Source organism: Motilimonas pumila (assembly GCF_003596335.1).
In the GTDB taxonomy this organism is placed as follows: domain Bacteria; phylum Pseudomonadota; class Gammaproteobacteria; order Enterobacterales; family CBDFNC01; genus Motilimonas; species Motilimonas pumila.
This window is the reverse complement of record NZ_QZCH01000002.1, coordinates 75,683-98,365: the sequence shown is the minus strand read 5'-3', so window position 1 is coordinate 98,365 and position 22,683 is coordinate 75,683. Positions and strand designations below refer to the sequence as shown.

Here is a 22,683-nt window from a genome sequence, read left to right as displayed (position 1 = left end):
CAAAGATCACTTTTTTTTGTTAAATAGTTGGCTTTTAAATGCTCAAAAAACGATGATATGGCTATTATCACATGCTTTAACCTGAGACTCTCCATGCCTAGCATTAAAACAATAAGTACGACTCTCATCCTTAGCGTCAGCATCCTTAGTGGTTGCGGTGGGGATGATATCAATTTAACCGGGAAACCAGAGCCAAGTTCAGGTACTGGCTCAAGTGAAAATACTGCAGAAGCCGATTTATCATCAAAAGTAGCGCTAAGGGTAGCAATAGAAAATTCGCCTTTTGCCGAGAACCTGGTGAAATGTGTCCAAGCCGACCAAGCAAGCAATTCCTGCTCTATCGATGAATTGCCTTTTATCTATCATACCAACTCAAACCCTAGCATTCAGGATGTTATGGATCGGTTAGTCGTTTCCGACGACTGGATGAAAACACGTTTTCAACAACTGCTTGAACACCCAAACACCGCCAAAGAACTACTGCCTTTATTCCAAAGCGTCAGAGCAGTAGTGATAGCTTCCGATATTCGACCCGCTTACTTCAATTTATACACTGGAGCGATATACATAGATCCCTATTATTTATGGACCACCAATGCTGAGAAAAACACCATAAATAAGGAAGCTGATTATCGTGGCGAGTACAGTAAAACGTTTGATTTTTCCACTGCAAGCCGCTTCGTTTATGATAACCAATATTTGTTTAATTTTAGTTTATTTAATAGCGCGGAACGCAGTATTGATCAGGTAGTTGTGCATGCTGCAACAGTATTATTTCATGAGCTTGCTCATGCCAGAGATATCTTCCATGACAGCTACTTAGCAAATATCTCTGCAGATGATGTGAGCAGATTGTCACAACTTGTTGAGGCACATAGAACCAACTTCGAACATAAGCAGTTATTCATCAATACGTTTGAATTACATGATTCAACCATGAAGCGACTTTCCCAAGCGCTATACGGTGGTGCTGCGGTGACAGACGACCTTAAGGCGTTACGTCCGGAAGAAGTAGGTTATATGCTAGAAAGTGAAGGGGCGAATGACCAATACGCTTACTACCACAGTGCTGAAGATCTGGCGATGCTGTTTGAAGAAAGCATGATGAAGTTAATTTATAGAGTAGATCGCGATGTGGCGTATACCAGTAATCCCGATGAGTACACAACCTGTAATGACAGAGTAGTTGCATGGGGCCAAAGGAATAGAATCGCTGCCAGTGAAGTACGCCCTAGAGCACATATGGTAACAAAGCGCATACTTGCCAACGCGACCGCGAATGAACTTTTAGCAGTCGATGAATTTTTTAACAACCTTGGCTCGCCCACCGCTCTGCCACTCGTCGGCTGGTGCGATAGTATCAATCCAATTTCTGGGCTATCTCCACGCTCAGCTTGGCCTGAGCCAGATGTTATTGAGCAGGACTTTCGTCCAAGGCACTATTAATCTGGGTGAACTCAAGCGGCGTGGTTACGCCGCTTGGTTTTTCTTAATTCACGAAAGCAAAACGGGTCTCGGTAGATTCGCTTATGGTGAGCCCCTAACGATAACGCCAGGGTTTGGCCTTGCTCAACCAAGTCTTTGTCTCCACATAAATAAACCGAAAAGTCTCTCAAATCAGGAAAATGTTTAAAGCTAAATGGCAGCAAATCGGCCAATTGATACTGGCTATCACAAGGTTGTGAACAAGTGAGTACACCTTGGTAAAATAGGTTGTCTGTCACCTTGGCAAGGTTATGTAACGCCTGATGCAAATACAAACCTGATGGCTTTTTACTGCCATGAAATAAATAGATTTCACCTTTAAAGCCACTGTTTATAGCATCCCTGACAATGCCGAGCGCTGGGGCCAAACCGCTTTCATTTGCCACTAATAACATCGCTTGTAGATTGTCGAGAGGCCGGTAATAACACTCACCGTAAGGGCCTTGAATTTGTAGGTGATCGCCTACCTCTACCTCATCAACTAACCAATTACTTAGGATCCCATTTTGCATCCGTTGCACGTGTATTTCCAGCGGCCCCTGCGCTGCAGGTAGACTGGCGAGGGAGTAGCTGCGGGTTTCACCGTCTGCACGGCGAAGATTGATAAACTGGCCAGCGTGATAATAAAGTGAGGTGGCGGGCTCTAAAAAGATTTCACACACGCGGTCACTTAACATTCGCTTCTCGGTAACGACCGCTTCTCCAAGATAATCTTTGGGCTCACCACCAGAGACCACTAAATCGGTGCTGGCGAAAGCGCAACAGGCTTTAAAGTACCCTAAGTCGACCAAGGCTTGTTTTAAACCGGCGTGGGTATCTAGGTCCAATTGGCCCGATTTACATTGCAGTAAACAGCTTTGGCAGATGCCGGATTTACAAGAATACGGCACACTAATGCCCGCGTTGAGTAAATTATCTAATACAGATTTAGCGCTATTAAAGACCACCTTTTGGCCATTGTAAGTAAGCGCTAGCGGAGCATTATTGGCAGACATATCTGAACCTCAATCGTCAAACTATCAACTGCTGTTTGATCAAGTTATAGCTCAGCTTGCCATTATCAGCGACCCCGTTAACACAAAAAACGCCACCGTCAATTAAGCCGGTGGCGTTTTTAGCGAAAAATTAACCTTTTTATCGATTAATCAAATTGGTAAACAGATGTAGAACCGCTTACTTCATTACCAATAATCAGCAATGGTTTAGCCGTTGGGCTGTCAGCTGCAGAGACAAACTTCATGCCTTCTGGGCCTACATCTCCCGCGGCTTCCGCCGTAGGATCTTTGGTAAAGTCACGGTTCACTATGTAGCTCACAAACTGTGGTGCTTGAGCAGAAGTAATATCGTAAATCATAAAGCCACCCACACGCTCTAGGCCTACAAAAGCGTACTGGCGACCGTCAATTTCTCCCACCGCAAGTGCTTCCGGCTCAGGGCCTTTAGCACTTGAGCGATCATTTTTCTTATGATCTACGCTCCGGTCGTTACTGACATTAAAATACTGCCCTACACGACCTGCAGTGATGCGCTCAAAGTCGTTTCCTGAGTCAAATACCAGCTCACCAGCAGCATTCCAAATTGAAAAAGAACGCGCGCCGTAAGAGTGGATAGTTTCGATTTCACCGGCAGCATTGACGCCAGAAACATTTGATAACTTAACCCGGCCAAGGGCTTCTTCGCCGGTTAAGCTTGCCAATTCGCCAGCAAACACCACTTTACCCACCAAGTCTTCCACTCGGTATTCTTCCAGGTAAGCCAAACAGCCATCGTCTGCGTCCCAAGCTAACCCTGACATCGCGGTACATTCTGCTTCTGTGGCATCAAAGAAATACTCACGAGCGTCACCTTCGTTTGCCGTCACCACGTACGTTTCACCATTGACGCTGTAGCTCGCAATGGAGTCTGGCTGATACATACCGACCACATTGTTCCAAGTGGCTAAGTTGATCTTCGCTTTACCGTTAGCCGTTGGAGTACCCGTTAGTTCAGGCAGGTTATCACGATCGTTTAAGTCCAATGAGTTAGTGGCTAAGCTATAATCTTTCACGCCAAGTGAGACGATTTTAGCCACTTTTTTGTCGGCTAAATCAATGACTGCCAAACCGTTATTTTCTTGCAATGATACCCATGCAGTTTGGCTATCTGCTGCCACTGCAATGTACTCAGGCTCAACGTCTTGGGCCAAAGTGGATTTAACTCCCGCTAGGCTTTGACCATAAACGCGAAAATCAGCTGGCACTTCGCTGGCACGACTGCCACCTTGATTGAAGTCTGCAAAGCTAATGTCCGTAGCAGTATCCGCTGGCACACCTGCCGTAATCGCAATGTAAGAAACCGAACCAACAGGGTCGACTTCATAATTACCAGCAGGTTCACCTTCGTTTGCAACCAGCGCAGCAGAGCCGTCTGGCGTAAACGTCACCATGTCTGGTAAAAAGCCCGCTTGTACCGCTTTGATGAAGCTAATGGTGCCATCAGTGTTTAGGCGATAGAACGCAGCGAAACCTTTGCCTTGGCGTTTGTTTCCTAGCTCATCACCGGCTTCAATAGCCACCGCTAATAAGTCACCGTACACCGCAACGCTATTGGCAGCGCCGATGTTCGCGGCGGCTACGTCAGTGCGAACATCTAACGTACTGGTTTTACTTAAGTTGTTTAAAGTTAGTGGGTTATCCACTTGGGTATCAGCAGTCAAGCCGCTAGCATCAAGCACGTCAATCGCCCCGCTTTGCGCATTCACCACAAATATACGCTGCTTCACTTTATCAAACGCAACAATTTCAGCTGCGCTGGCATCGTATTTATTAGAAGCGTAACGGCCTATCAATTTCGCTTGTGGTGCTTGGCTAGCCACTTTTAGCTGCTCAGCAATTGGCAATACTTGAATTTGCGTTGTTTCACCGTCAATGCCAAAGTCATTATCATTGATAAGGGCTAAATGGCTTTCATCTAGTAGCGCTAAGCCTTCTACCTTTTTAGGTAGCTGATGGCTGCTGGTTAAACTATTAAATACCAACTGCTTTTGAACCGGTTTCGCGCCCACTGAAACTAGGTCGTAAACTTGTTCTAGGGTCTTAGTTTGTGTGCTTTCTTGGTTTTCCACCGCACCCGTGCTGATGTCTTTGCCGTGAATATTATCACCAGAGGCTAAATCGATAGCATACAGCTTAGTCACCTCACTGATTCGCTCCAGCACAACCAGTTTGTCGCTATCAATCGCGATCATTTCACTGACTTTTACGTCAGACTGTTTACGCACAGCGCCGTCTTTTAAATCACCTTGACCACTGGCAACATTGGCAAAAGTATGCGGTGTGTCTAATACATATACGTATTCACCTTCAATGCCGGTCACGCTGCCTGCTGTGAGGCCAAGCTTCATCACACGAACGTGACGAGATGCTTTGTAGCTCTCTGTATCCGGGTTAGCCAGCGGGCTTTGCATTGCAAAATACAATGCGTCTTCGGCTGGAGACAACGCCAGAGACTCGATACCGCGGTTAAGCTTACGCTTGCTGTAAACTTCTGGTAACGCAGGCGTGACCGTGTAGTTGGCATCGGCTAACGCAGATGCAACAGAAGGCGTCACTAAACGTTCAATCACGGTGCCATCCGCTGCTACGTGCAATAAACTTGGGCCATATTCTTCTGCTAACCAGAATGTGCCATCAGCCAGTTTCACCAAGGCTTCTGTGTCAACACCATTAGCGTCAAATGCCAGCTCTTCGCCAGTGCTGCTAAAGGCTTTTTCTGTGCTCGCCAAAGGATTCGTAATACCGGTTAAGGCATTGCCTTCTTTGTCTTTAAGGGTAATCGACTCGACCACTTGCGCTGCGCCATCGACCAATTCGATTTTAGAGATAACCGGAGCAAAGTCGGTCACGGGGAAAATTTTGCCTTCGCTATCCCCTTTACAGAAATCAGCTTGGCCAATAATTTCACCGGCTTTGTCACAAGGGATATTTGGGCCGCGGTCTGAGATGGTGTAAAACACGTTCGCTGCGTCGGCTTTAGCATGATAAGCACCAGAGCCAAAGCCCAGAGTCAGATCTAAGCTTTTGTCATTACTGAAAGTAACTGTCTTTAATGCTTGAGTTAGGCTGTACTCGCCCGCTAATGACACTTCTGGAGCAGGAGTGATATCGCTACGGCTCGCATCATCTGAAGAATCACAGGCAAACAGTGCCAGTGCAATACTTGTTGCAAGAATGCTTTTGATACCCTTAGTGGTGTTCATGAACTTCCCTTGTGAGTGTTAAAATCGGCCATATGCTAGAAACAAGGCGTGACAAACGCAGGTCAGATTTATGACATTAACAAGTCGGCTATTGATAGCTAACGCCATGTTTTAGATATGGTTGTTTACTAATTAATTCGGCCTAGATAGTGGCACAGTCAAATCTAAATAGGAAGCATTTACAGGGGCTAACAGGAAGTGAGTAGCAGATATATCAAATAAATGTGAAACAGTCTCGCAAATTTTCAATTTTTGTAGCCTAGCCCAAACTAAAGGTTTAGGCTAAGCATAAGTAAAATCTAAACTTTATTTAATAAACTCGAAAGCATCACCGTATAAATGTGCTTCTTCAATACCTTGTTTACGGAAGTCTTCTCGCGCTGCGCCAGACATTTCAAAGCGGCCCGCTATATAAACGTCATAACCTTCAAGGCTCACAAAATCTTGTAATACCGCTTTATGAACTAAGCCTGTTTTACCGCTCCAGTCTTGCGGCGGCTGCTCAAGCACAGGCACGTAAGTCAGCTTAGGCTGCTGCTTACACCATTGCTCAATTTCATCACGGTAGTACAAGTGTTCAGCTTGCTTACCACCCCAGTACAAAAAGATGTCCTGTTGGCTATCGATGCCTAAGCAGTAATCTATGATAGATTTAACATAAGAAAACCCGGTACCACCGGCAATCAAAATCACTGGACGCTTCGACTCTTCACGGTAGAAAGCTTTACCCGCCGCAATCTCTACCGAGAGCTCGCCGTGTTGCTTAGCTTGCTCAATCACTTCCATCGCGTAAGGGTTGTGCTCAGACGCGCCAATGTGCAATTCAACTTGGCGTGATTGCAACGGACTGCTGGCGATTGAGAATGGGCGTTTGTCCTTTTCCCCCATGACTACGGTTAAGTATTGTCCCGCTTGGAACTCAACATCTTGTTCAAACGCTAATACTAACTTGTAAACAAAGTCCGAAAATTGACTTAATTCTACAACCTTACCACTGTATGCTTTCATTTCTTTTCCAATCTATTACAAGCGAATTTCTAAATCAGAAATTGGCTTAGCTAAACAAGCGTATGTCCAACCCTGGGCTTGTTCTTGTTGAGTTAACCATGGCTCCATCGGGCCATATTCTACTTCTCCCTGCACTCGCTGACAGAGACAGCTCTGACAGCCACCAGTGCGACAACGGTACGGCCACGGCACGTGTTGGCGAATAGCCGCAGCCAAGATGGTTTCATCGGCGCGAATGTCGAATTCTACCCCATCTGGCAGGAGTTTTGCTTTAAACATTTAAAAAACCTGCATTTTATTCATCGTACTCAGTCGAGCCCTAATGCTGGCCAAAGCTCATCAACGCGCTGCTTGACGGCATCATCCATGACGATAGGCTCGCCCCACTCGCGATTCGTTTCTCCTGGCCACTTATTGGTAGCATCCAAGCCCATCTTTGAGCCTAATCCGGAAACCGGCGACGCAAAGTCTAGGTAATCAATTGGAGTGTGGTCAATTAAGGTGGTATCTCGACTCGGATCCATACGCGTTGTAATGGTCCAGATAACATCATTCCAGTCTCGGGCATTGACGTCATCATCACATACGATCACAAACTTGGTATACATGAACTGACGTAAGAAAGACCAAACGCCCAACATCACGCGCTTAGCATGGCCCGGGTATTGTTTTTTAATGGTCACCACAGCCATCCGATAAGAGCAACCTTCTGGAGGCAGGTAAAAATCGACAATTTCCGGAAATTGCTTTTGCAAAATAGGCACAAACACTTCGTTTAAAGCAACACCGAGAATCGCCGGCTCATCCGGAGGCCGACCAGTGTATGTACTGTGATAAATAGGTTCATCGCGCATGGTAATATGCGTCACCGTCATTACTGGAAATTCATCCACTTCATTGTAATAACCCGTGTGATCACCATACGGACCTTCTGGAGCCATTTCGTCTGGGTAAATCAAACCCTCTAAGACTATCTCAGCACTGGCTGGCACTTCTAAATCATTGGAAACACTTTGCACGACCTCGGTTCTACCGCCCCGTAATAATCCGGCAAATGCGTATTCACTTAACGTATCAGGTACTGGCGTTACCGCGCCTAAAATCGTCGCGGGATCAGCCCCTAGCGCAACCGACACAGGATAGGGCTCACCTGGGTTTTGCTGTTGAAACTCACGAAAGTCTAAAGCGCCGCCACGGTGGGATAACCAACGCATAATCAGCTTGTTCTTACCGAGAACTTGCTGACGATAAATACCGAGGTTTTGACGCTTTTTATTGGGTCCACGAGTGATGGTTAAACCCCAAGTAATTAAAGGGGCCACGTCACCTGGCCAGCAACGCATCACAGGGATTTTTGTCAGGTCAACTTCATCGCCAGACAACACCTTATAATGACAGGGAGCCTTACTTAGCTTTTTCACCGGCATATTAAGCACTTGCTTAAATATAGGGATCTTTTGCCACAGCTCTTTCAAACCTTTTGGTGGCTCAGGCTCTTTCAAATATGACAGCCAAGTACCGACTTCACGTAATGCTGCAACATTGTCTTGCCCCATCCCAAGCGCTACCCGCTCAGTGGTGCCAAACAGGTTAGCCAATACTGGCATGTCATAACCGATAGGGTTTTCAAATAAAATGGCCGGCCCACCCGCCTTTAAAGTGCGGTCACAAATCTCGGTCATTTCGAGATCAGGGTTAATAGGTTGGCTAATGCGCTTTAATAAGCCTTTGTTTTCTAACAAAGCAATAAAGTCACGTAAATCGTTGTATTTCATTTCGTGGTCATACTCGGCTGATTTGTCGCCAGTATAACAAAAGCCAGCCGTTTTAGGCGATGAGGATTTAGCTTTGCCAGTAAGGCGAATATAAGCCCATTAACAGCAGATATGTAGTATCAATAAAGTAACGCAATAGGGCCGTACTTGAGCCGCTATTGCTGTTGTACTGGGCCATAGTTTTTACGAATAGAATCAAGCTCAAACAACTGTTTAATCAGCTTGCGCGCTTCACTGGAGTTATTAAGAAATAAACTGAGCCAAGCATTTTGGGTCTGGTTTTTCGCCGGGTCCCCTTCCGTGACAATCTTCACTAAGCGGGTTAACACGTTGCGGTCATTCAATTGCGCTAACACTTGAGCGGCCACTTCGCCCATGTCGTCACTGGCCAGCGCAGACACTAAATACGCTTCTGCAGCAGATGGCATAGGTTTGAGCTCCGCCATTAACTGCCAAGCGTGCTCGGTAAGCTCAGGGTTTTTAGCGGCAATTTTTAACAGCTCAAACGCTTGCTGTGAAGGGTAATTATTCTTGACCCACCAAGCGGCTTCCATGCTGTATTGATCAACAGGGCGCAGCCATAAACGGCGATAAAGGGCTTCACTGCTATTGAGATTGGCCATGGTGGCAATGATCAGGTTGTCCGCAAAAAATACCGAAGGCTGTTGAATTTGGTCTTCTAACCACAATAAACGTTTTGGCGTTTGCATCGGTAATACGCGCGCTAACGAAGCCTGTTGTTCATTTAGGTAGGGATTATTGCTATTAAAGATAGCTTCAACTTCAAGCTGACCTTGGCTTAACTGCCGATGGAAATCTAGATGCTGGTGTTTATCACGCCAGCTTTTCAAAGCCGCTCGTGCTTGGGCCGGATAATCAAATGCGGGCTCACTGACAACAAAGTCGGCGTCATGCTGCTTTTCAGTTAAGGCGGTAGGACGCGCCATGGCCAATTGCTCCAACCAAGCCTGAGTCTTATCGTCAAGGTAGTTAACGTCCATAGCGTACTGGCAAAACAGGTAGAACAAATACTCGCGCTGAATCACCGGCAAGGTAGTGAGGTTATAGTTTAACGCTTCGAGTTCGCTGTCTAAAAACAACGGCAGCAGTACGTCGAAACGTTCTTTCAGCTTATGACTGCGTTCGACTTTAGCGACTTGTTCCGAAGTAAAAATGTTGCTGGCGGTAACCTGAGACTGCTGCGCAAATACGTGGCTAGTAAACAACAAGACCATCAGCCCAATCCATTTGGCTACGGCCATATACTTTCCTTTGCGGCATCAACCATTGAGCAATACGCTTAGGTTAGCAGAATTGGCTATTGATAACAGGCTTTATGAGAAGAAATTAAAAGGGGCGTCACAAAGCGCCCCTTGGAGAGTTTTTAAGACTTTTGACGCTTCATTGCATCAAAGAACTCGTCATTGGTTTTGGTCATCGACAGTTTATCGATCAAGAACTCCATCGCGTCGATCTCACCCATTGGGTGAACAATCTTACGTAAGATCCACATCTTCTGTAGCTCTTCAGACGAAGTTAATAGCTCTTCACGGCGCGTGCCACTGCGGTTGATATCAATCGCTGGGTAAACACGTTTTTCTGCAATCTTACGGTTCAAGTGAAGTTCTAAGTTACCAGTACCTTTAAATTCTTCGTAGATAACTTCATCCATCTTCGAGCCAGTATCGATTAAGGCTGTGGCGATGATGGTTAAGCTACCGCCTTCTTCTACGTTACGCGCGGCGCCAAAAAAGCGCTTAGGACGATGCAATGCATTCGCATCAACACCACCGGTCAGTACTTTACCTGAACTTGGAATAACCGTGTTATAAGCGCGCGCTAAACGAGTTACCGAGTCTAATAAGATGATCACGTCTTTTTTGTGTTCAACAAGACGCTTGGCTTTTTCAATCACCATTTCTGCAACTTGCACGTGACGGCTAGCAGGCTCATCAAACGTTGACGCAACCACTTCACCGCGCACTAAGCGCTGCATTTCAGTTACTTCTTCCGGACGTTCGTCAATCAGCAATACCATTAGCTCAGCATCAGGATGGTTAAAGGCAATGCTTTGTGCAATATTTTGCAGCAGCATGGTTTTACCGGCTTTTGGCGGTGCAACCACTAAGCCACGCTGACCTTTACCAATCGGCGACGCTAAATCAAGGATACGCGCAGTGATGTCTTCAGTACTGCCGTTACCACGTTCCATCCGCAGGCGATCGTTCGGGTGAATAGGCGTTAAGTTTTCAAACAAGACCTTGTTACGCGAGTTTTCAGGTTTGTCGTAGTTAACTTGGTTGATTTTAAGCAGGGCAAAGTAACGCTCGCCTTCTTTCGGCGGGCGAATTTTACCTGCGACAGTGTCACCAGTGCGCAAGTTAAAACGACGAATTTGGCTCGGTGATACGTAAATATCATCAGGCCCCGCAAGGTACGAACTATCGGCACTTCTTAAGAATCCAAAACCGTCCTGCAAAATTTCTAATACGCCACCGCCAAAGATGTCTTCACCGCTTTTCGCGTGAGCTTTGAGGATGGAAAAAATAATGTCTTGTTTACGCAGGCGAGCTAAATTTTCTAAACCCATTGTTTCACCGAGTTTAATTAACTCAGGAACAGGGGTGTGTTTCAAATCGGTAAGGTTCATAGTTGTGGGGTGATTCAGTGTGAGTTTTGTTGATAAAAGGGGTTAATCTGTCTGTGCGATAGCGAGTCGGCGAGAAAATGATTTCACTATGCGAGTCTTAAAGTAGCATTAATTAAATATGCCGTCTAGTTATTAGGCAGCACAAAGGGCACGAATTGTGCCCGTTCACTAAACTTAAGCATATTTACAGTAGCAAATACCGTGAAATGCTTAATTATAGGTTTTCGTCTAGGAACTCTTTAAGTTGAGTCTTAGATAGTGCGCCGACTTTAGTCGCTGCTACTGCACCATCTTTAAATAGCAATAGAGTTGGAATGCCACGAATACCAAACTTAGGTGGAGTTTCGTTGTTTTGGTCGATGTTAAGTTTACCAACCACTAACTTGCCTTCGTATTCTGTTGCCACTTCATCAAGAATCGGGGCAATCATCTTACAAGGGCCACACCACTCGGCCCAAAAGTCCACTAAGACCGGCGTTGCTGAGTTCACTACATCAGCTTCAAAGCTGGCATCACTTAGTTGAACAATTTTGTCACTCATTTGTTTCACTCCAAAATTTTGGCTTTTGATGGATCTTTATCCGTAAAGAGTCCCCATATTTGAATAGATCCTGTTTCTTATTGCAAGCTTTACCTGATATGCTAGTCAAATGAGCAAAACACACTTAACTGAACAGAAATTTTCGGACTTTGATTTAAGGCCTGAAGTTATTTCTGGATTGGAAGCAAAAGGCTTCCAACAATGTACGCCGATTCAAGCGCTTAGCTTACCTGTTCTGCTAGAAGGCAAAGACATTGCCGGACAAGCACAAACCGGCACAGGCAAGACCATCGCTTTTTTATCCGCAGCCTTCCATCATTTATTGGACAACCCTGCGCCAGAAGGCCGTAAGCACAACCAGCCGCGCGCCTTGATCATGGCACCTACTCGCGAACTGGCTATCCAGATCCATAATGACGCCATCGAGATCGCTAAAGCTTGTAACCTTAAAATGGGCTTGGTTTATGGCGGTGAAGGTTATGAAAGTCAGCGCCAACAGTTAGAGCAAGGCGTCGATGTTATCATTGGTACCACGGGCCGCTTGATTGATTATTTCAAACAAGGCGTATTCTCGCTAAATAGCATTCAATGCGTCATTCTTGATGAAGCCGATCGTATGTTTGATCTGGGTTTTATCAAGGATATTCGTTATTTGTTCCGTCGCATGCCTGACGCAAAATCGCGCTTGAGCATGTTGTTCTCTGCTACTCTATCATTTCGTGTGCAAGAGCTGGCGTTTGAGCACATGAATGACCCAGTACACGTTCAGGTTGAACCGGAACGGATGACGGGCAGCCGCATCAAAGAAGAATTGTTCCGCCCTTCTAACGACAATAAAATTTCGCTGTTTATGACGTTAATGGAAGAAGAGTGGCCAGAAAAAGCCATTGTGTTCGCCAATACTAAGCATAAATGTGAACTTGTTTGGGGACATCTGGCCGCAGACGGCCACCGTGCTGGGCTACTCACAGGTGATGTGCCACAGAAGAAAAGACTTAAGATCCTTGAGGAGTTCACCAAGGGAGGGTTAGACGTCTTGGTGGCAACCGACGTTGCCGCTCGTGGTTTACATATTCCATCGGTGACTCACGTATTTAACTATGATTTACCTGATGATGCAGAAGACTACGTACACCGTATTGGCCGTACTGGTCGTGCCGGTGAAAGCGGTCACGCTATCAGCTTAGCATGTGAAGAGTACGTATTTAACTTGCCTGCGATTGAAGAGTATATCAAGCATAGCATCCCGGTCAGTGAATTTGACCAAGATGCCTTGCTAACCGATCTACCTGCGCCGTTGCGTTTACACAAAACGCGCTCGCCCAATGCCAAGAAATTTAAAGACAAACCTCATGGCAAGCCGCACAATAATCGCAGAAGACATTAATCGTCTGCCGACGAATAAATTGCTGACTGCCCCTGCAGTCAGCCCGTTATTTTGGTGAATGTGTGAGTAATAAATCCCCCCTGTATGCTGCCATTGATTTAGGCTCAAATAGCTTTCATATGTTAGTGGTTCGCGAAATTAAACAAGCCGTGCGCACCATAGCAAAAGTGAAACGTAAGGTACGTTTAGCTTCAGGCTTAGATGCTAATAACAACCTCAGCCAAGAAGCCATGGTGCGAGGCTGGCAGTGCTTAAGTTTATTTGCTGAACAGCTGCAAGGTATTCCTCGAGACAATATCCGTATCGTCGGCACCGCCACATTGCGACTGGCGCAAAATGTGGATGTCTTTCTCGAAAAAGCCGAGCAAATCCTTAACCATAAAATTGACATCATTTCAGGTGAACAAGAAGCTGCGACTATCTACCAAGGCGTGGCTTATACCAGCTGTGGCTTAGGCAATCGCTTGGTTATTGATATTGGCGGAGCCAGTACTGAGTTGATCATCGGCGCAGAAAACCAGGCTCAACTACTCAACAGCCTCGACTTAGGTTGCGTGACTTGGCTTAACCGTTATTTTTCGGACCAACAACTTAACCAAGGTAACTTTGACCAAGCCATTAAGGCAGCCAAGCAAGTTATTAACAAAGTTTCCAGTGAGTACTTAAGTCTGGGTTGGCAAACGTGCATCGGAGCATCAGGCACAGTACAAGCTTTACAAGAAACCTTAAAAGCGCAAGGGTTGAGTGAACAGATAACCCTGGCCAAGTTGCAAGAAATCAAGCTTCAGTGTATCGCCTGCGGCAATATGCCCCAGCTCAGAATTAAAGGCCTAGCCGCCGAGCGCCTGGCAGTATTTCCAAGCGGCTTAGCCATCTTAATCGCGTTATTTGAACACCTTGCGATTGACTCTATGACTTTAGCCGGTGGCGCTTTGCGTGAGGGCTTAGTGTACTCCATGATAGGGGACAGTGATTACCTTGAAGTGCGCGAGCGAACGCTGCATAGCCTTACTCGCCGTTACCAGATTGATGCAATTCAAGGCCAATACGTTAAAGATACTACTGAATACTTACTTAATCAGTTGCAACAGCAAGGCGTCACATTCTCAGACAGCGCTGACGTTATGTTAGCCAGCGCTGCCAGCTTATATGAGATAGGCCTCTGTATCGAATACAAAAAATCACCACAGCACGCGGCTTATATCATCGACAATATTGACCTGCCCGGTTTCACTCAAGCGCAGCAAACCCTGTTGTCAGCACTACTCGTGAATCAAAGGGGTAGATTAAATATTGCCGCACTACAAGCCCAAAACGCGGTGCCAGTGGAGCAAAGTATTGTACTCGTCAGGGTGCTCAGGTTAGCCATTATTCTGTGCATGCGTCGCACGCTAGGGTCTATACCTGAGCTGAAATTGCAATTGCATGAGCAAACGCTGACGGTCACTCTGCCGCAGCGATGGCAGCAAGAGCATGCTTTGCGGGCAGCGGAGTTAGCCATTGAAGCTCAGCAACAAACCGATGCAGGATTCCCTCTGCGCTTAGTAGAAGCCAGTTAACGACAGATGCCTTATATCACGTAAAAAAAAGCCAAGGTGAATACCTTGGCTTAATGATTTTTACGGCTATAAAAAGCTAATGGAGCGCGTGTTTTAACTGCGTCAACAAGGTCATGGCTTCATCAAAGTCGTAGTCTTCAATTGCCGCCTTTATTTCATTACCACTGGCTAACGCGGTAGTTTGTCCGGTTAATTCAAAGTGCGCCAGCAAAGGGACTAACAAGTCTTCTGCGCCGGTTTGAAAATCTTCAATCGTCACTTCGAGCTCGTTCATGATATGGTTTATTTCATCATCACTGAGCTCAGTCATTACTTCAGCTGAAGCAGCAGGCTTTTTGTGCTGCTCCACGTCATTGACTTGTAACCAACTGAGCTTAGCCGCGATACTGGCCGTTGAAGCCGGTAGCAATACGCCATGAGGCTCAGCGTGTAATTGGCTTTGCTGAGTTAACAGCGGCAATACCTTGCAAGGAGGGTTTAAGAGCCACGCCGCAAAATCAGCATGGGTTTCGCTGACAGCTGCATCGAGCAGTAATATGCTATCAGGCGCCGCCTCCAAACAATCCATCACTTCTGCCACATTAATACAATGGTGCACTTGGGTAGGTAATCGCAAACAAACCTGCGCTAAGGTTTTATTAGTGCTCAACAAAATACAATTAGGCCCATTCGCTTCTGCAATTTCTTGTGCAACTACGGTACTCGGTAAACTCACGGTGAAGCAACTGCCCTTACCAATGACACTTTCAACTTCAATGCTGCCGCCTAACTGAGTGACTAAATGCTGGCATAAAGCCAAGCCTAGCCCCGTTCCGCCATACTTACGCTGCGCGCTACCATCTAACTGAGTGAATGACTTAAATAACTGCGAGAATTGATCCGGTTCAATGCCAATTCCGGTATCTTTAACCCGGATTTGCAAGGTCTTTACGTCGTCATCTGCGGCAAAACAATGAAATGCAATATCAATACTGCCCTGATGGGTAAACTTAAAAGCGTTAGCCAATAACTGAGTCAATACAGACTTGATTTTGTCGGTGTCATTGACGAGGTAAAACGGCACATCCGCATGAATATAACAGTTGAAATCTAAGCCTTTTTCATTAGCTTCAAACTTAAACGGGTCTATCACTTCGTCGATCAGTTGGTCGAGCGCAAATTGACTGATTTGTGGCTCTGAAGCTTTTGCGGTCACTTTAGAAAAGCTCAAAATGCCATCAATCACCGTCATTAAGCGACTCGAAGAGGTTTGCACACGCTCCAAAAACATACTTTGTTGCTGGTTTAATTTGGTTTCAGACAGCAGCCAAGTATTTCCTTGGATCGCATTCATGGGCGTTTTTAATTCATGAGATACGTTAGATAAAAACTCAGACTTGGCCGTGTCTGCCGCTTCCGCCTTTAGCTTGGCTTCACTGATTTCTTTTTGCATCTCTTTAAGGGATAGCAAATCTTGAGATAAGTGGGCTTGTTGCTGCTTAGAATCTTGTAATGATGTTTGCGTATCAATCAATTCATCTAAGGTGGCTTTAAGCTTTTCTTTTTCTTTTTGTAACGCAGCGGTACGTTGTATGACCTTTTCTTCGAGCGATAAATTGGCCTGCTCTAATTGCTTTTGTGCAATAAGTAACTCATGGGTACGTTGTTGTACCTTATCTTCTAACACCACATTCATAGCCGCGATCGACTCTTCCGCTCGCTTACGTAAAATAAGCTCGCCTAATAAGGTGCCAAATAGGCGCAATACGTGGCTTTGATAAGCTCTAAAAGGGGTTTTAGTTAGCAAGTTATCACAGGCTACCCAACCTATTACTTCATCGTCTTGCCAAAATGCAATGGCGGCATTCCAACCTTGGCCTACATTATCAAGATGCTCAGAACGACCAAACTCTTTCAGTTCACGTTTGTGCCACACACACACTTTACCTTTACTGGATATCTGTTGAATGGCTTCAGCAATGTCGTCTTCTAATTCTGCCGACTCATCCATTTCACAACGTACGTTGCCTTCGAGATCAACCCCCCAAGTGCCTTGCATGCGGTTATTTTCAATCAGCAAGATCCCTAAGCGTTCAAAGCCCAGCTTTGCCAATGCAAGTCGCACGGCTTGCTCGTATAACTCATCCAAGGTGCGGGTCTTAGACAACGCCACCGATACTTGGTTAAGTTCATACAAGGCATGATAAAAACTTGCAGCATCTTCACTGTCTTGAGACAAATCTTCCAATGCATCATCGTCATACGTTATCAGCTCGGCCATAAAATCACTCATTTGCAGCATATCGACTCTTTTTCAGCTTAACATGGGCGAGCGACACATTAACGGAAATCAAGCTTAAGTTTGGGCAAATAAACAGCATTTTTTTCTGTTTTGAGAAACAAAAAGGCAGGGTTAGACAACTAAAAATCGGTTTAAGTGGTTTAAAATGCCAGTGACAAGGAGCCACTGGCAGCAAAATAGAAGGGTTAACGTAGCCCTTAAGACTCCGCTAACCAAGTCGCCACATCTTTGGCGAAGTAGGTCAAAATGCCGTCGGCGCCCGCCCGTTTAAAACAAAGAAGCGACTCCAATACACATTCACGTTCTTTTAACCAACCGTTGTTAATGGCGGCTTTATGCATGGCGTATTCCCCACTGACTTGATAAGCAAAAGTCGGCACTGCCAGTTCATGCTTAACGCGACGTACTATGTCCAAATAAGGCATGCCTGGCTTAACCATTACCATGTCGGCACCTTCTTCGATATCTAATGCCACTTCTCGAATCGCTTCATCGCTGTTAGCAGGATCCATTTGATAAGTGGCCTTATTGGCACCTTTAAGATTACCGGCACTGCCGACGGCATCTCGAAATGGACCATAGTAGTGGGAAGCATACTTAGCGCTATAAGCCATAATTTGGGTATGAATAAAACCGGCTTGCTCTAACGCGTCACGAATGGCGCCAATGCGGCCATCCATCATGTCTGAAGGAGCAACAACATCAGCCCCCGCCTCAGCATGAGAAAGGGCTTGTTTGATCAAAATATCCGTTGTCAAATCATTGATTACGTAGCCATCTTCATCAATGATGCCGTCTTGCCCATGAATCGTAAAAGGATCGAGTGCGACATCTGTGATAACCCCTAATTCAGGAAATTCAGCCTTTAAGGCTCGTACCGCTTTTTGCGCTAACCCTTGTGGATTAAAGGCTTCCTCGGCACACTCACTTTTCAGCTCTGCCGGGGTCACAGGAAATAAAGCGATGGCTGGAATCCCTAAGGCCACCAACTCAGCTGCCTCTTGCAGCAATAAATCGATCGATAATCGACTCACTCCAGGCATCGAGGGCACTTCCTCGCGACGGCTATTACCTTCAAGCACAAACATTGGGTAGATAAGATCATCTACCGTTAAGTGATGCTCAGCAACCAAGCGACGAGAGAAGTCATGCTTGCGTAATCGACGAGGCCGTTGGCGCGGAAATCCAGCTAGTTTAGTCACACAATATTCCTTGCTATCAATGAGAATTAAAGTGCCACTATCTTATCAATGAAATCACCATTTAGCAGCATACGAAATGGACGATTCTGTCCCTATACTTATACTCAGACAACCCTATGCAGTAAGAAAAGTTGCGATCAAAACGAAGGCTTAGCGCTAGAAAATGAGCCATTGCTCATTTACACTGAGGAGGTCTTTTTCGAGATAGAGGGAATTATCTTGCTTCGATTTTCTGCTTTGTTGTTGGCCTTAGGGGCTATGAGCACGGTTTGCTATGGGCAAAGCCAGCGGCAACAGCCTTCAACGTTTTCGGTGAGCCAATACGTACCTGAATATGCCCCTGATATGAGGCAGCAAGATATTGCACTTAAAGTGCAAAAAGGCGACTTCATCGCCGTTCCTATTCCGATATCTAACCCCACAGTCGGTACCGGCCTAGTAGCGATGGCGGCGTATTATTATGGTCAAACCAAACTTGAAGAATCGGTACAGCCACCTGCTGTCACTCAAGTCGTAGCCATGTACACTGACAACCAAAGTTACGGTGTGGGTTTAATGCACCAAGATTACTGGCGCGACGATCGCTGGCGTTTCACTGGCATTGCCGGCTACATGGACCTGCAACTGGATTTATTAGATACAGAGATATCCGGTCAGGACTTTGCTATCACTTGGCAAGTCACTGGCAGCTTATTAAAAACTCAACTTTTGCGAAGCTTTGCCGAAGATTGGTACTTAGGTGGCCAGCTTAAAATTGTCGACAATAAACAAACCTTTGGCGCCAATTTTAGCCGCTCTGATTACGCCTTTAGCGCATCTGGCCGCGCCAATGGTTTTGGCGTTTTGCTGCAATACGACTCGCGAGACAACTTAACCAACGCCTACAACGGTCAAAGGTTTGAAGTCGACGCTATGTTTAACGACGAAGCCATCGGCAGTAGCTCTACTTATCAGTCTTACCAAGTACGTTACCGTTATTATCAACAATTAATGCAGCCTCTCGTATTGGCACTTGAAGCCAGGGGCTGTGCCAAATACGGTGAAACACCGCTGTGGGATTATTGTACCGTTGGGTTGCGCGGCTTCTCTGCCACCACTTACTTAAACAAAGCCTCCGCCTCGGGGCAAGCCGAGCTACGCTGGAAGGCTTGGCATGATCTGGGTTTGGTAGCCTTTGCCGGCCTGGGTTACGATGCAGACAAAGTCTACAACCTAGGCGATAGCGACCGCATAGACAGCGTTGGTGTAGGTGTGCGCTACATGGTGCTCGACTCACAACGAATCAATTTACGCATTGACTATGCTCACTCGGGCAACGAAGACGCCGTCTATTTATCTGTTACCGAAGCATTTTAATCCAACGAGGATAACTGAATGAAGTTAAAGGTCTTTCCAATTGCTAGTGCCTGCTTATTAGCTTGGCAACTGTGTTTTACAACGGCATGGGCCGAGGATCACAGTAACGTCATAAGTGACGTGTTGGAGCCCATTACTCTGGGTGAAACCTTTCGCATCGGCCAAGACCCGATTCATGAAAGTAAGCTGGTTTCTTACCTGTACCAAGGTAACGACATGACACTGCTCTGGCCTGATAAAGCCTACGTGGAACAAGTCATTGTCGCCCTAGGGCAAGCTGAAGCAGAAGGCTTGCGACCACAAGACTACCATTATCAAACCTTGCTGGAATTGTTTCAACAAGGCCAACAAAGCCAGTGGCAAGATATTTACCTCACTAGCAAGTTTGATATCTTAATGACAGACGCCACCATTCGCTATGCCTCACATTTAGCCAATGGCAAGGTGGACCCCAGCACTCTCAGCGAAACGTGGAACTATGACGCTGTTAAAGCTAACTTTGATACTGGCGCCGCCGACTTTGCAGATGCTATCACCGAGCAAAAGGTCGTCGAAAAGCTTGAAGGCCTAAAACCACAGTTGGCGCTTTACGATGACCTCAAACAGCAGTTAGCGAAATTTCGTGACTTAGCCAAACAACACCCGTTTGAACCTATTTCACTGACACAACGCGTGCTCAAACCAGCGGAATTTGACGACGCCTTACTCGCTATTCGAGAGCGCCTAACCTTACTGGGTTATGACGTACCTCCAGCAGATGAACCAAGCCAATACACGCCAGCCATGGTGGCACTGGTGAAGCTTTACCAAAGCCATCATGACCTAGAAACCGACGGTGTCATTGGTCCTGGCACGCTTAAAGTGCTCAATACCAGCTTTGCTGCACGCGCCGAGCAAATTCAACTTAATTTAGAGCGTGCTCGTTGGGTCTCTTCTAACCTGAGCCAAGAGTTTATTGTGGTGAACGCGGCGGGGTTTCAACTCTACTATTTCAAAGACGGTGAAAAGCAGTGGCAAACCAATGTGGTTGTGGGCTTACCTTATCGTAAAACCCCCATGTTTAAATCGCAGCTGCAATATCTTGAGTTCAACCCTACCTGGACGGTCCCTCGCAGCATAGTGCGTGAAATGTGGCACCACGTTGAAAAAGACCCTCATTATCTGCAGCAACGCAACTATAAGGTCGTTGAATCAAATGGCACGCCGGTCGACATGGCAAGCATTGATTGGAGTCGCTACACTGGACGCAACTTTCCTTACTACTGGGTACAACAACCCGGGCCAGGTAACGCGTTAGGGCAAGTTAAATTCATCTTCCCCAATCCGCACTCGATTTTCTTACACGATACCCCACAAAAAAGCTTATTTAATAAAGCGCAACGAACATTTAGCCACGGCTGTATTCGGGTAGAAGATCCGCTGGAGTTTGCCAATCAATTGCTGGCAGATCCCAGCAATTGGTCGGAACAAAAAATTCATCAGGTCGTTGATTCTGGTAACCGTACTCGGGTCAGCTTTAAACGCCCTATCGATGTGTTTATCATGTATTGGACCACGACGGTCAAACAAGGGCAGATTTATTTCCACCAAGACCCTTACCACCGTGATGCAGCGATTTTGAAACAACTACTGGAATCATAAACGAGGGAAATCACCGTGGTGAGATGGCGCTGGAAAATACTCAAAGAGTCGCTGAAAGCCTTAGGTTATGGCGCTTTATTTACTTTTTTCGCCGCCATTGCTCTTGCCGTTTATATTTTGGATAGCCGCCCAGACCTGAGCTTTTGGCACACCGAGGTATTGCCGCAAGAGTTTGATCAAAACAGCGAAATAACCACTTTAGCGCAGTATTTTGCACTGGAGCGGGCGCTATTTGCCGCCTTAGATGCTCGTACTGCCCAAGCCAGTCAACGCGACCCCGCGAACAAGATAAATCGCTACGACGACCGCAGCCTAGCTTCCCCAAAAAGATGGCCGCAAGACTGGAATCGCAGCTTTGAGGTTACTCCAGATAATCCAGACTTTGGCATAGTGTTACTGCATGGCTTGTCTGACTCACCTTACAGCCTTCGTGACGTTCATCTTGCATTTTACCAGCACAATGCTTACCAGCTTGGCCTTCGCTTGCCGGGCCATGGCACCATGCCCAGCGCACTTACTCAGACCAGTTGGCAAGATATGTACGCAGCGACTGAGCTTGCTATGCGCCACGCCAAAGCTAAGCTGGGGGATAAACCTTTGTATGTGGTCGGTTATTCCACCGGTGGCAGCCTCATCATTCATTATATTTTGCAGCAGCTAAAACAAACGGGCACCACAGATGTGACAGGTTTAGCCATGATTTCCCCTGCTATCGCCACCTCAAAAGTGGCCATGGCGGCGCAGTGGCAAGAGCGATTGGGCAGTTGGCTAGGACTCGAAAAGCTCGCCTGGAACAGCATTTCGATTGAGTATAATCCCTACAAATATGGGTCATTTGCAATTAATGCTGGCAACCAAATCTATCAACTCAGCTTGGCAAACCAAGCCCTGCTTGCAAACATTAAACAGCAGCAGCCCGAGTTACTAGCAGACTTTCCCGCCACCTTGAGTTTCCAATCGGTGGCAGACAGCACCATCCTACCCAGCGCGGTGTTGAGCCAATTTTACGATTATTTGCCCGCGCCTAACACCGGCCAGCATGAGCTGGTATTATTTGATATCAATCGTTACGGCAAACAACAAGTATTGCTCAAACGTGAGCCATTAAAGTCTTTTGAGCGCTATTTGAACCGAGTTGGCAATGCCCCGCATTTAGCCATTCATCTCATCACTAACATTCACTCCGATAGCCGCGAAATGGCCCTTAAAAGCTATCCAGATACTTCAGCACAAACACCACTATTGCTACCATATAGCTGGCCAAGTACGGTATATTCCTTGTCTCATGTGGCGCTCAGCTTTGCGTATAACGATCCTTTGTATGGCGCCTTACCATCTGTTGAACAACAATCTATCCACATTGGTTCAATGGCTCTAAGCGGTGAAATAGGACTGATCCATATCGGCAGCGCCAGCATGTTGCGCCAAAAATGGAACCCCGCTCAACCTTGGTTAGTCAACTACCTCGTCAATCGTTTACAACCCGCCATTTAATATGTTAATAATTTGACCAATAAACCTATCACACAGAAATCCCTCATTCAGTAATGCTAGCTGGCTA

Annotated in this window: 16 protein-coding genes; 6 read left to right on the top strand and 10 right to left on the bottom strand. The window is 46.3% G+C overall.

Annotated elements, in window-relative coordinates; translation table 11 throughout:
* The first annotated feature begins 93 nt into the window (after positions 1–93).
* Positions 94–1,446, top strand: coding sequence for a hypothetical protein (locus tag D1Z90_RS03095; RefSeq protein WP_119909283.1), 1,353 nt, complete (start codon positions 94–96; stop codon positions 1,444–1,446).
* Positions 1,447–1,457: 11 nt separating this feature from the next.
* On the opposite strand, the gene D1Z90_RS03090 is transcribed toward D1Z90_RS03095, so the two are convergent.
* The 8 genes from D1Z90_RS03090 to trxA form a co-directional block, all read right to left on the bottom strand.
* Entirely contained in the window at positions 1,458–2,480 is a 1,023-nt protein-coding gene (locus D1Z90_RS03090) for an FAD-binding oxidoreductase (protein ID WP_119909282.1), read from the bottom strand.
* Positions 2,481–2,626: 146 nt separating this feature from the next.
* Positions 2,627–5,722, bottom strand: a complete 3,096-nt coding sequence (locus D1Z90_RS03085) for a choice-of-anchor I family protein (protein ID WP_119909281.1) — start codon at positions 5,720–5,722, stop codon at positions 2,627–2,629.
* A 306-nt stretch (positions 5,723–6,028) separates the two neighbouring features.
* Positions 6,029–6,730 (bottom strand): NAD(P)H-flavin reductase, encoded by a 702-nt coding sequence (gene fre, locus D1Z90_RS03080; protein ID WP_119909280.1) that lies wholly within the window; start codon positions 6,728–6,730, stop codon positions 6,029–6,031.
* 15 nt (positions 6,731–6,745) lie between these two features.
* On the bottom strand, positions 6,746–7,009 hold the full coding sequence (locus D1Z90_RS03075) for a 2Fe-2S iron-sulfur cluster-binding protein (protein ID WP_198419036.1): 264 nt from the start codon (positions 7,007–7,009) through the stop codon (positions 6,746–6,748).
* A 29-nt stretch (positions 7,010–7,038) separates the two neighbouring features.
* A complete protein-coding gene (ubiD, locus tag D1Z90_RS03070) occupies positions 7,039–8,505 on the bottom strand; it encodes a 4-hydroxy-3-polyprenylbenzoate decarboxylase (RefSeq protein ID WP_119909279.1) in 1,467 nt (488 codons plus the stop codon).
* 155 nt (positions 8,506–8,660) lie between these two features.
* The gene (locus D1Z90_RS03065) at positions 8,661–9,767 is read right to left on the bottom strand and encodes a hypothetical protein (protein WP_119909278.1); all 1,107 of its coding nucleotides are present in this window, start codon (positions 9,765–9,767) and stop codon (positions 8,661–8,663) included.
* A 122-nt stretch (positions 9,768–9,889) separates the two neighbouring features.
* Positions 9,890–11,155 carry a transcription termination factor Rho gene (gene rho, locus D1Z90_RS03060; RefSeq protein WP_119909277.1) on the bottom strand — a complete coding sequence of 422 codons (1,266 nt, stop codon included), beginning with the start codon at positions 11,153–11,155 and terminating at the stop codon, positions 9,890–9,892.
* Positions 11,156–11,369: 214 nt separating this feature from the next.
* Positions 11,370–11,696 carry a thioredoxin TrxA gene (gene trxA, locus D1Z90_RS03055; protein WP_119909276.1) on the bottom strand — a complete coding sequence of 109 codons (327 nt, stop codon included), beginning with the start codon at positions 11,694–11,696 and terminating at the stop codon, positions 11,370–11,372.
* Between the two features lie 109 nt (positions 11,697–11,805).
* Between trxA and rhlB the strand changes: the two genes are divergently transcribed.
* Together rhlB and gppA are read left to right on the top strand one after the other, a co-directional pair.
* On the top strand, positions 11,806–13,083 hold the full coding sequence (rhlB, locus tag D1Z90_RS03050) for an ATP-dependent RNA helicase RhlB (RefSeq protein WP_119909275.1): 1,278 nt from the start codon (positions 11,806–11,808) through the stop codon (positions 13,081–13,083).
* A gap of 62 nt (positions 13,084–13,145) precedes the next feature.
* Complete coding sequence (gene gppA / locus D1Z90_RS03045) at positions 13,146–14,642, top strand: guanosine-5'-triphosphate,3'-diphosphate diphosphatase (protein WP_119909274.1); 1,497 nt, start codon at positions 13,146–13,148, stop codon at positions 14,640–14,642.
* Positions 14,643–14,718: 76 nt separating this feature from the next.
* On the opposite strand, the gene D1Z90_RS03040 is transcribed toward gppA, so the two are convergent.
* Positions 14,719–16,923, bottom strand: coding sequence for an ATP-binding protein (locus D1Z90_RS03040; RefSeq protein WP_119909273.1), 2,205 nt, complete (start codon positions 16,921–16,923; stop codon positions 14,719–14,721).
* Between the two features lie 197 nt (positions 16,924–17,120).
* A complete protein-coding gene (gene hemB, locus D1Z90_RS03035) occupies positions 17,121–18,125 on the bottom strand; it encodes a porphobilinogen synthase (RefSeq protein WP_119909272.1) in 1,005 nt (334 codons plus the stop codon).
* 219 nt (positions 18,126–18,344) lie between these two features.
* Between hemB and D1Z90_RS03030 the strand changes: the two genes are divergently transcribed.
* Genes D1Z90_RS03030 through D1Z90_RS03020 form a run of 3 tightly spaced genes read left to right on the top strand, consistent with a single transcriptional unit; the run spans position 18,345 to position 22,616 of the window.
* On the top strand, positions 18,345–19,481 hold the full coding sequence (locus D1Z90_RS03030; RefSeq protein WP_158587041.1) for a BamA/TamA family outer membrane protein: 1,137 nt from the start codon (positions 18,345–18,347) through the stop codon (positions 19,479–19,481).
* A gap of 18 nt (positions 19,482–19,499) precedes the next feature.
* Positions 19,500–21,122 carry a L,D-transpeptidase family protein gene (locus D1Z90_RS03025; protein ID WP_119909270.1) on the top strand — a complete coding sequence of 541 codons (1,623 nt, stop codon included), beginning with the start codon at positions 19,500–19,502 and terminating at the stop codon, positions 21,120–21,122.
* 15 nt (positions 21,123–21,137) lie between these two features.
* Complete coding sequence (locus tag D1Z90_RS03020) at positions 21,138–22,616, top strand: alpha/beta hydrolase (protein ID WP_158587040.1); 1,479 nt, start codon at positions 21,138–21,140, stop codon at positions 22,614–22,616.
* The last annotated feature ends 67 nt before the right edge of the window (positions 22,617–22,683 follow it).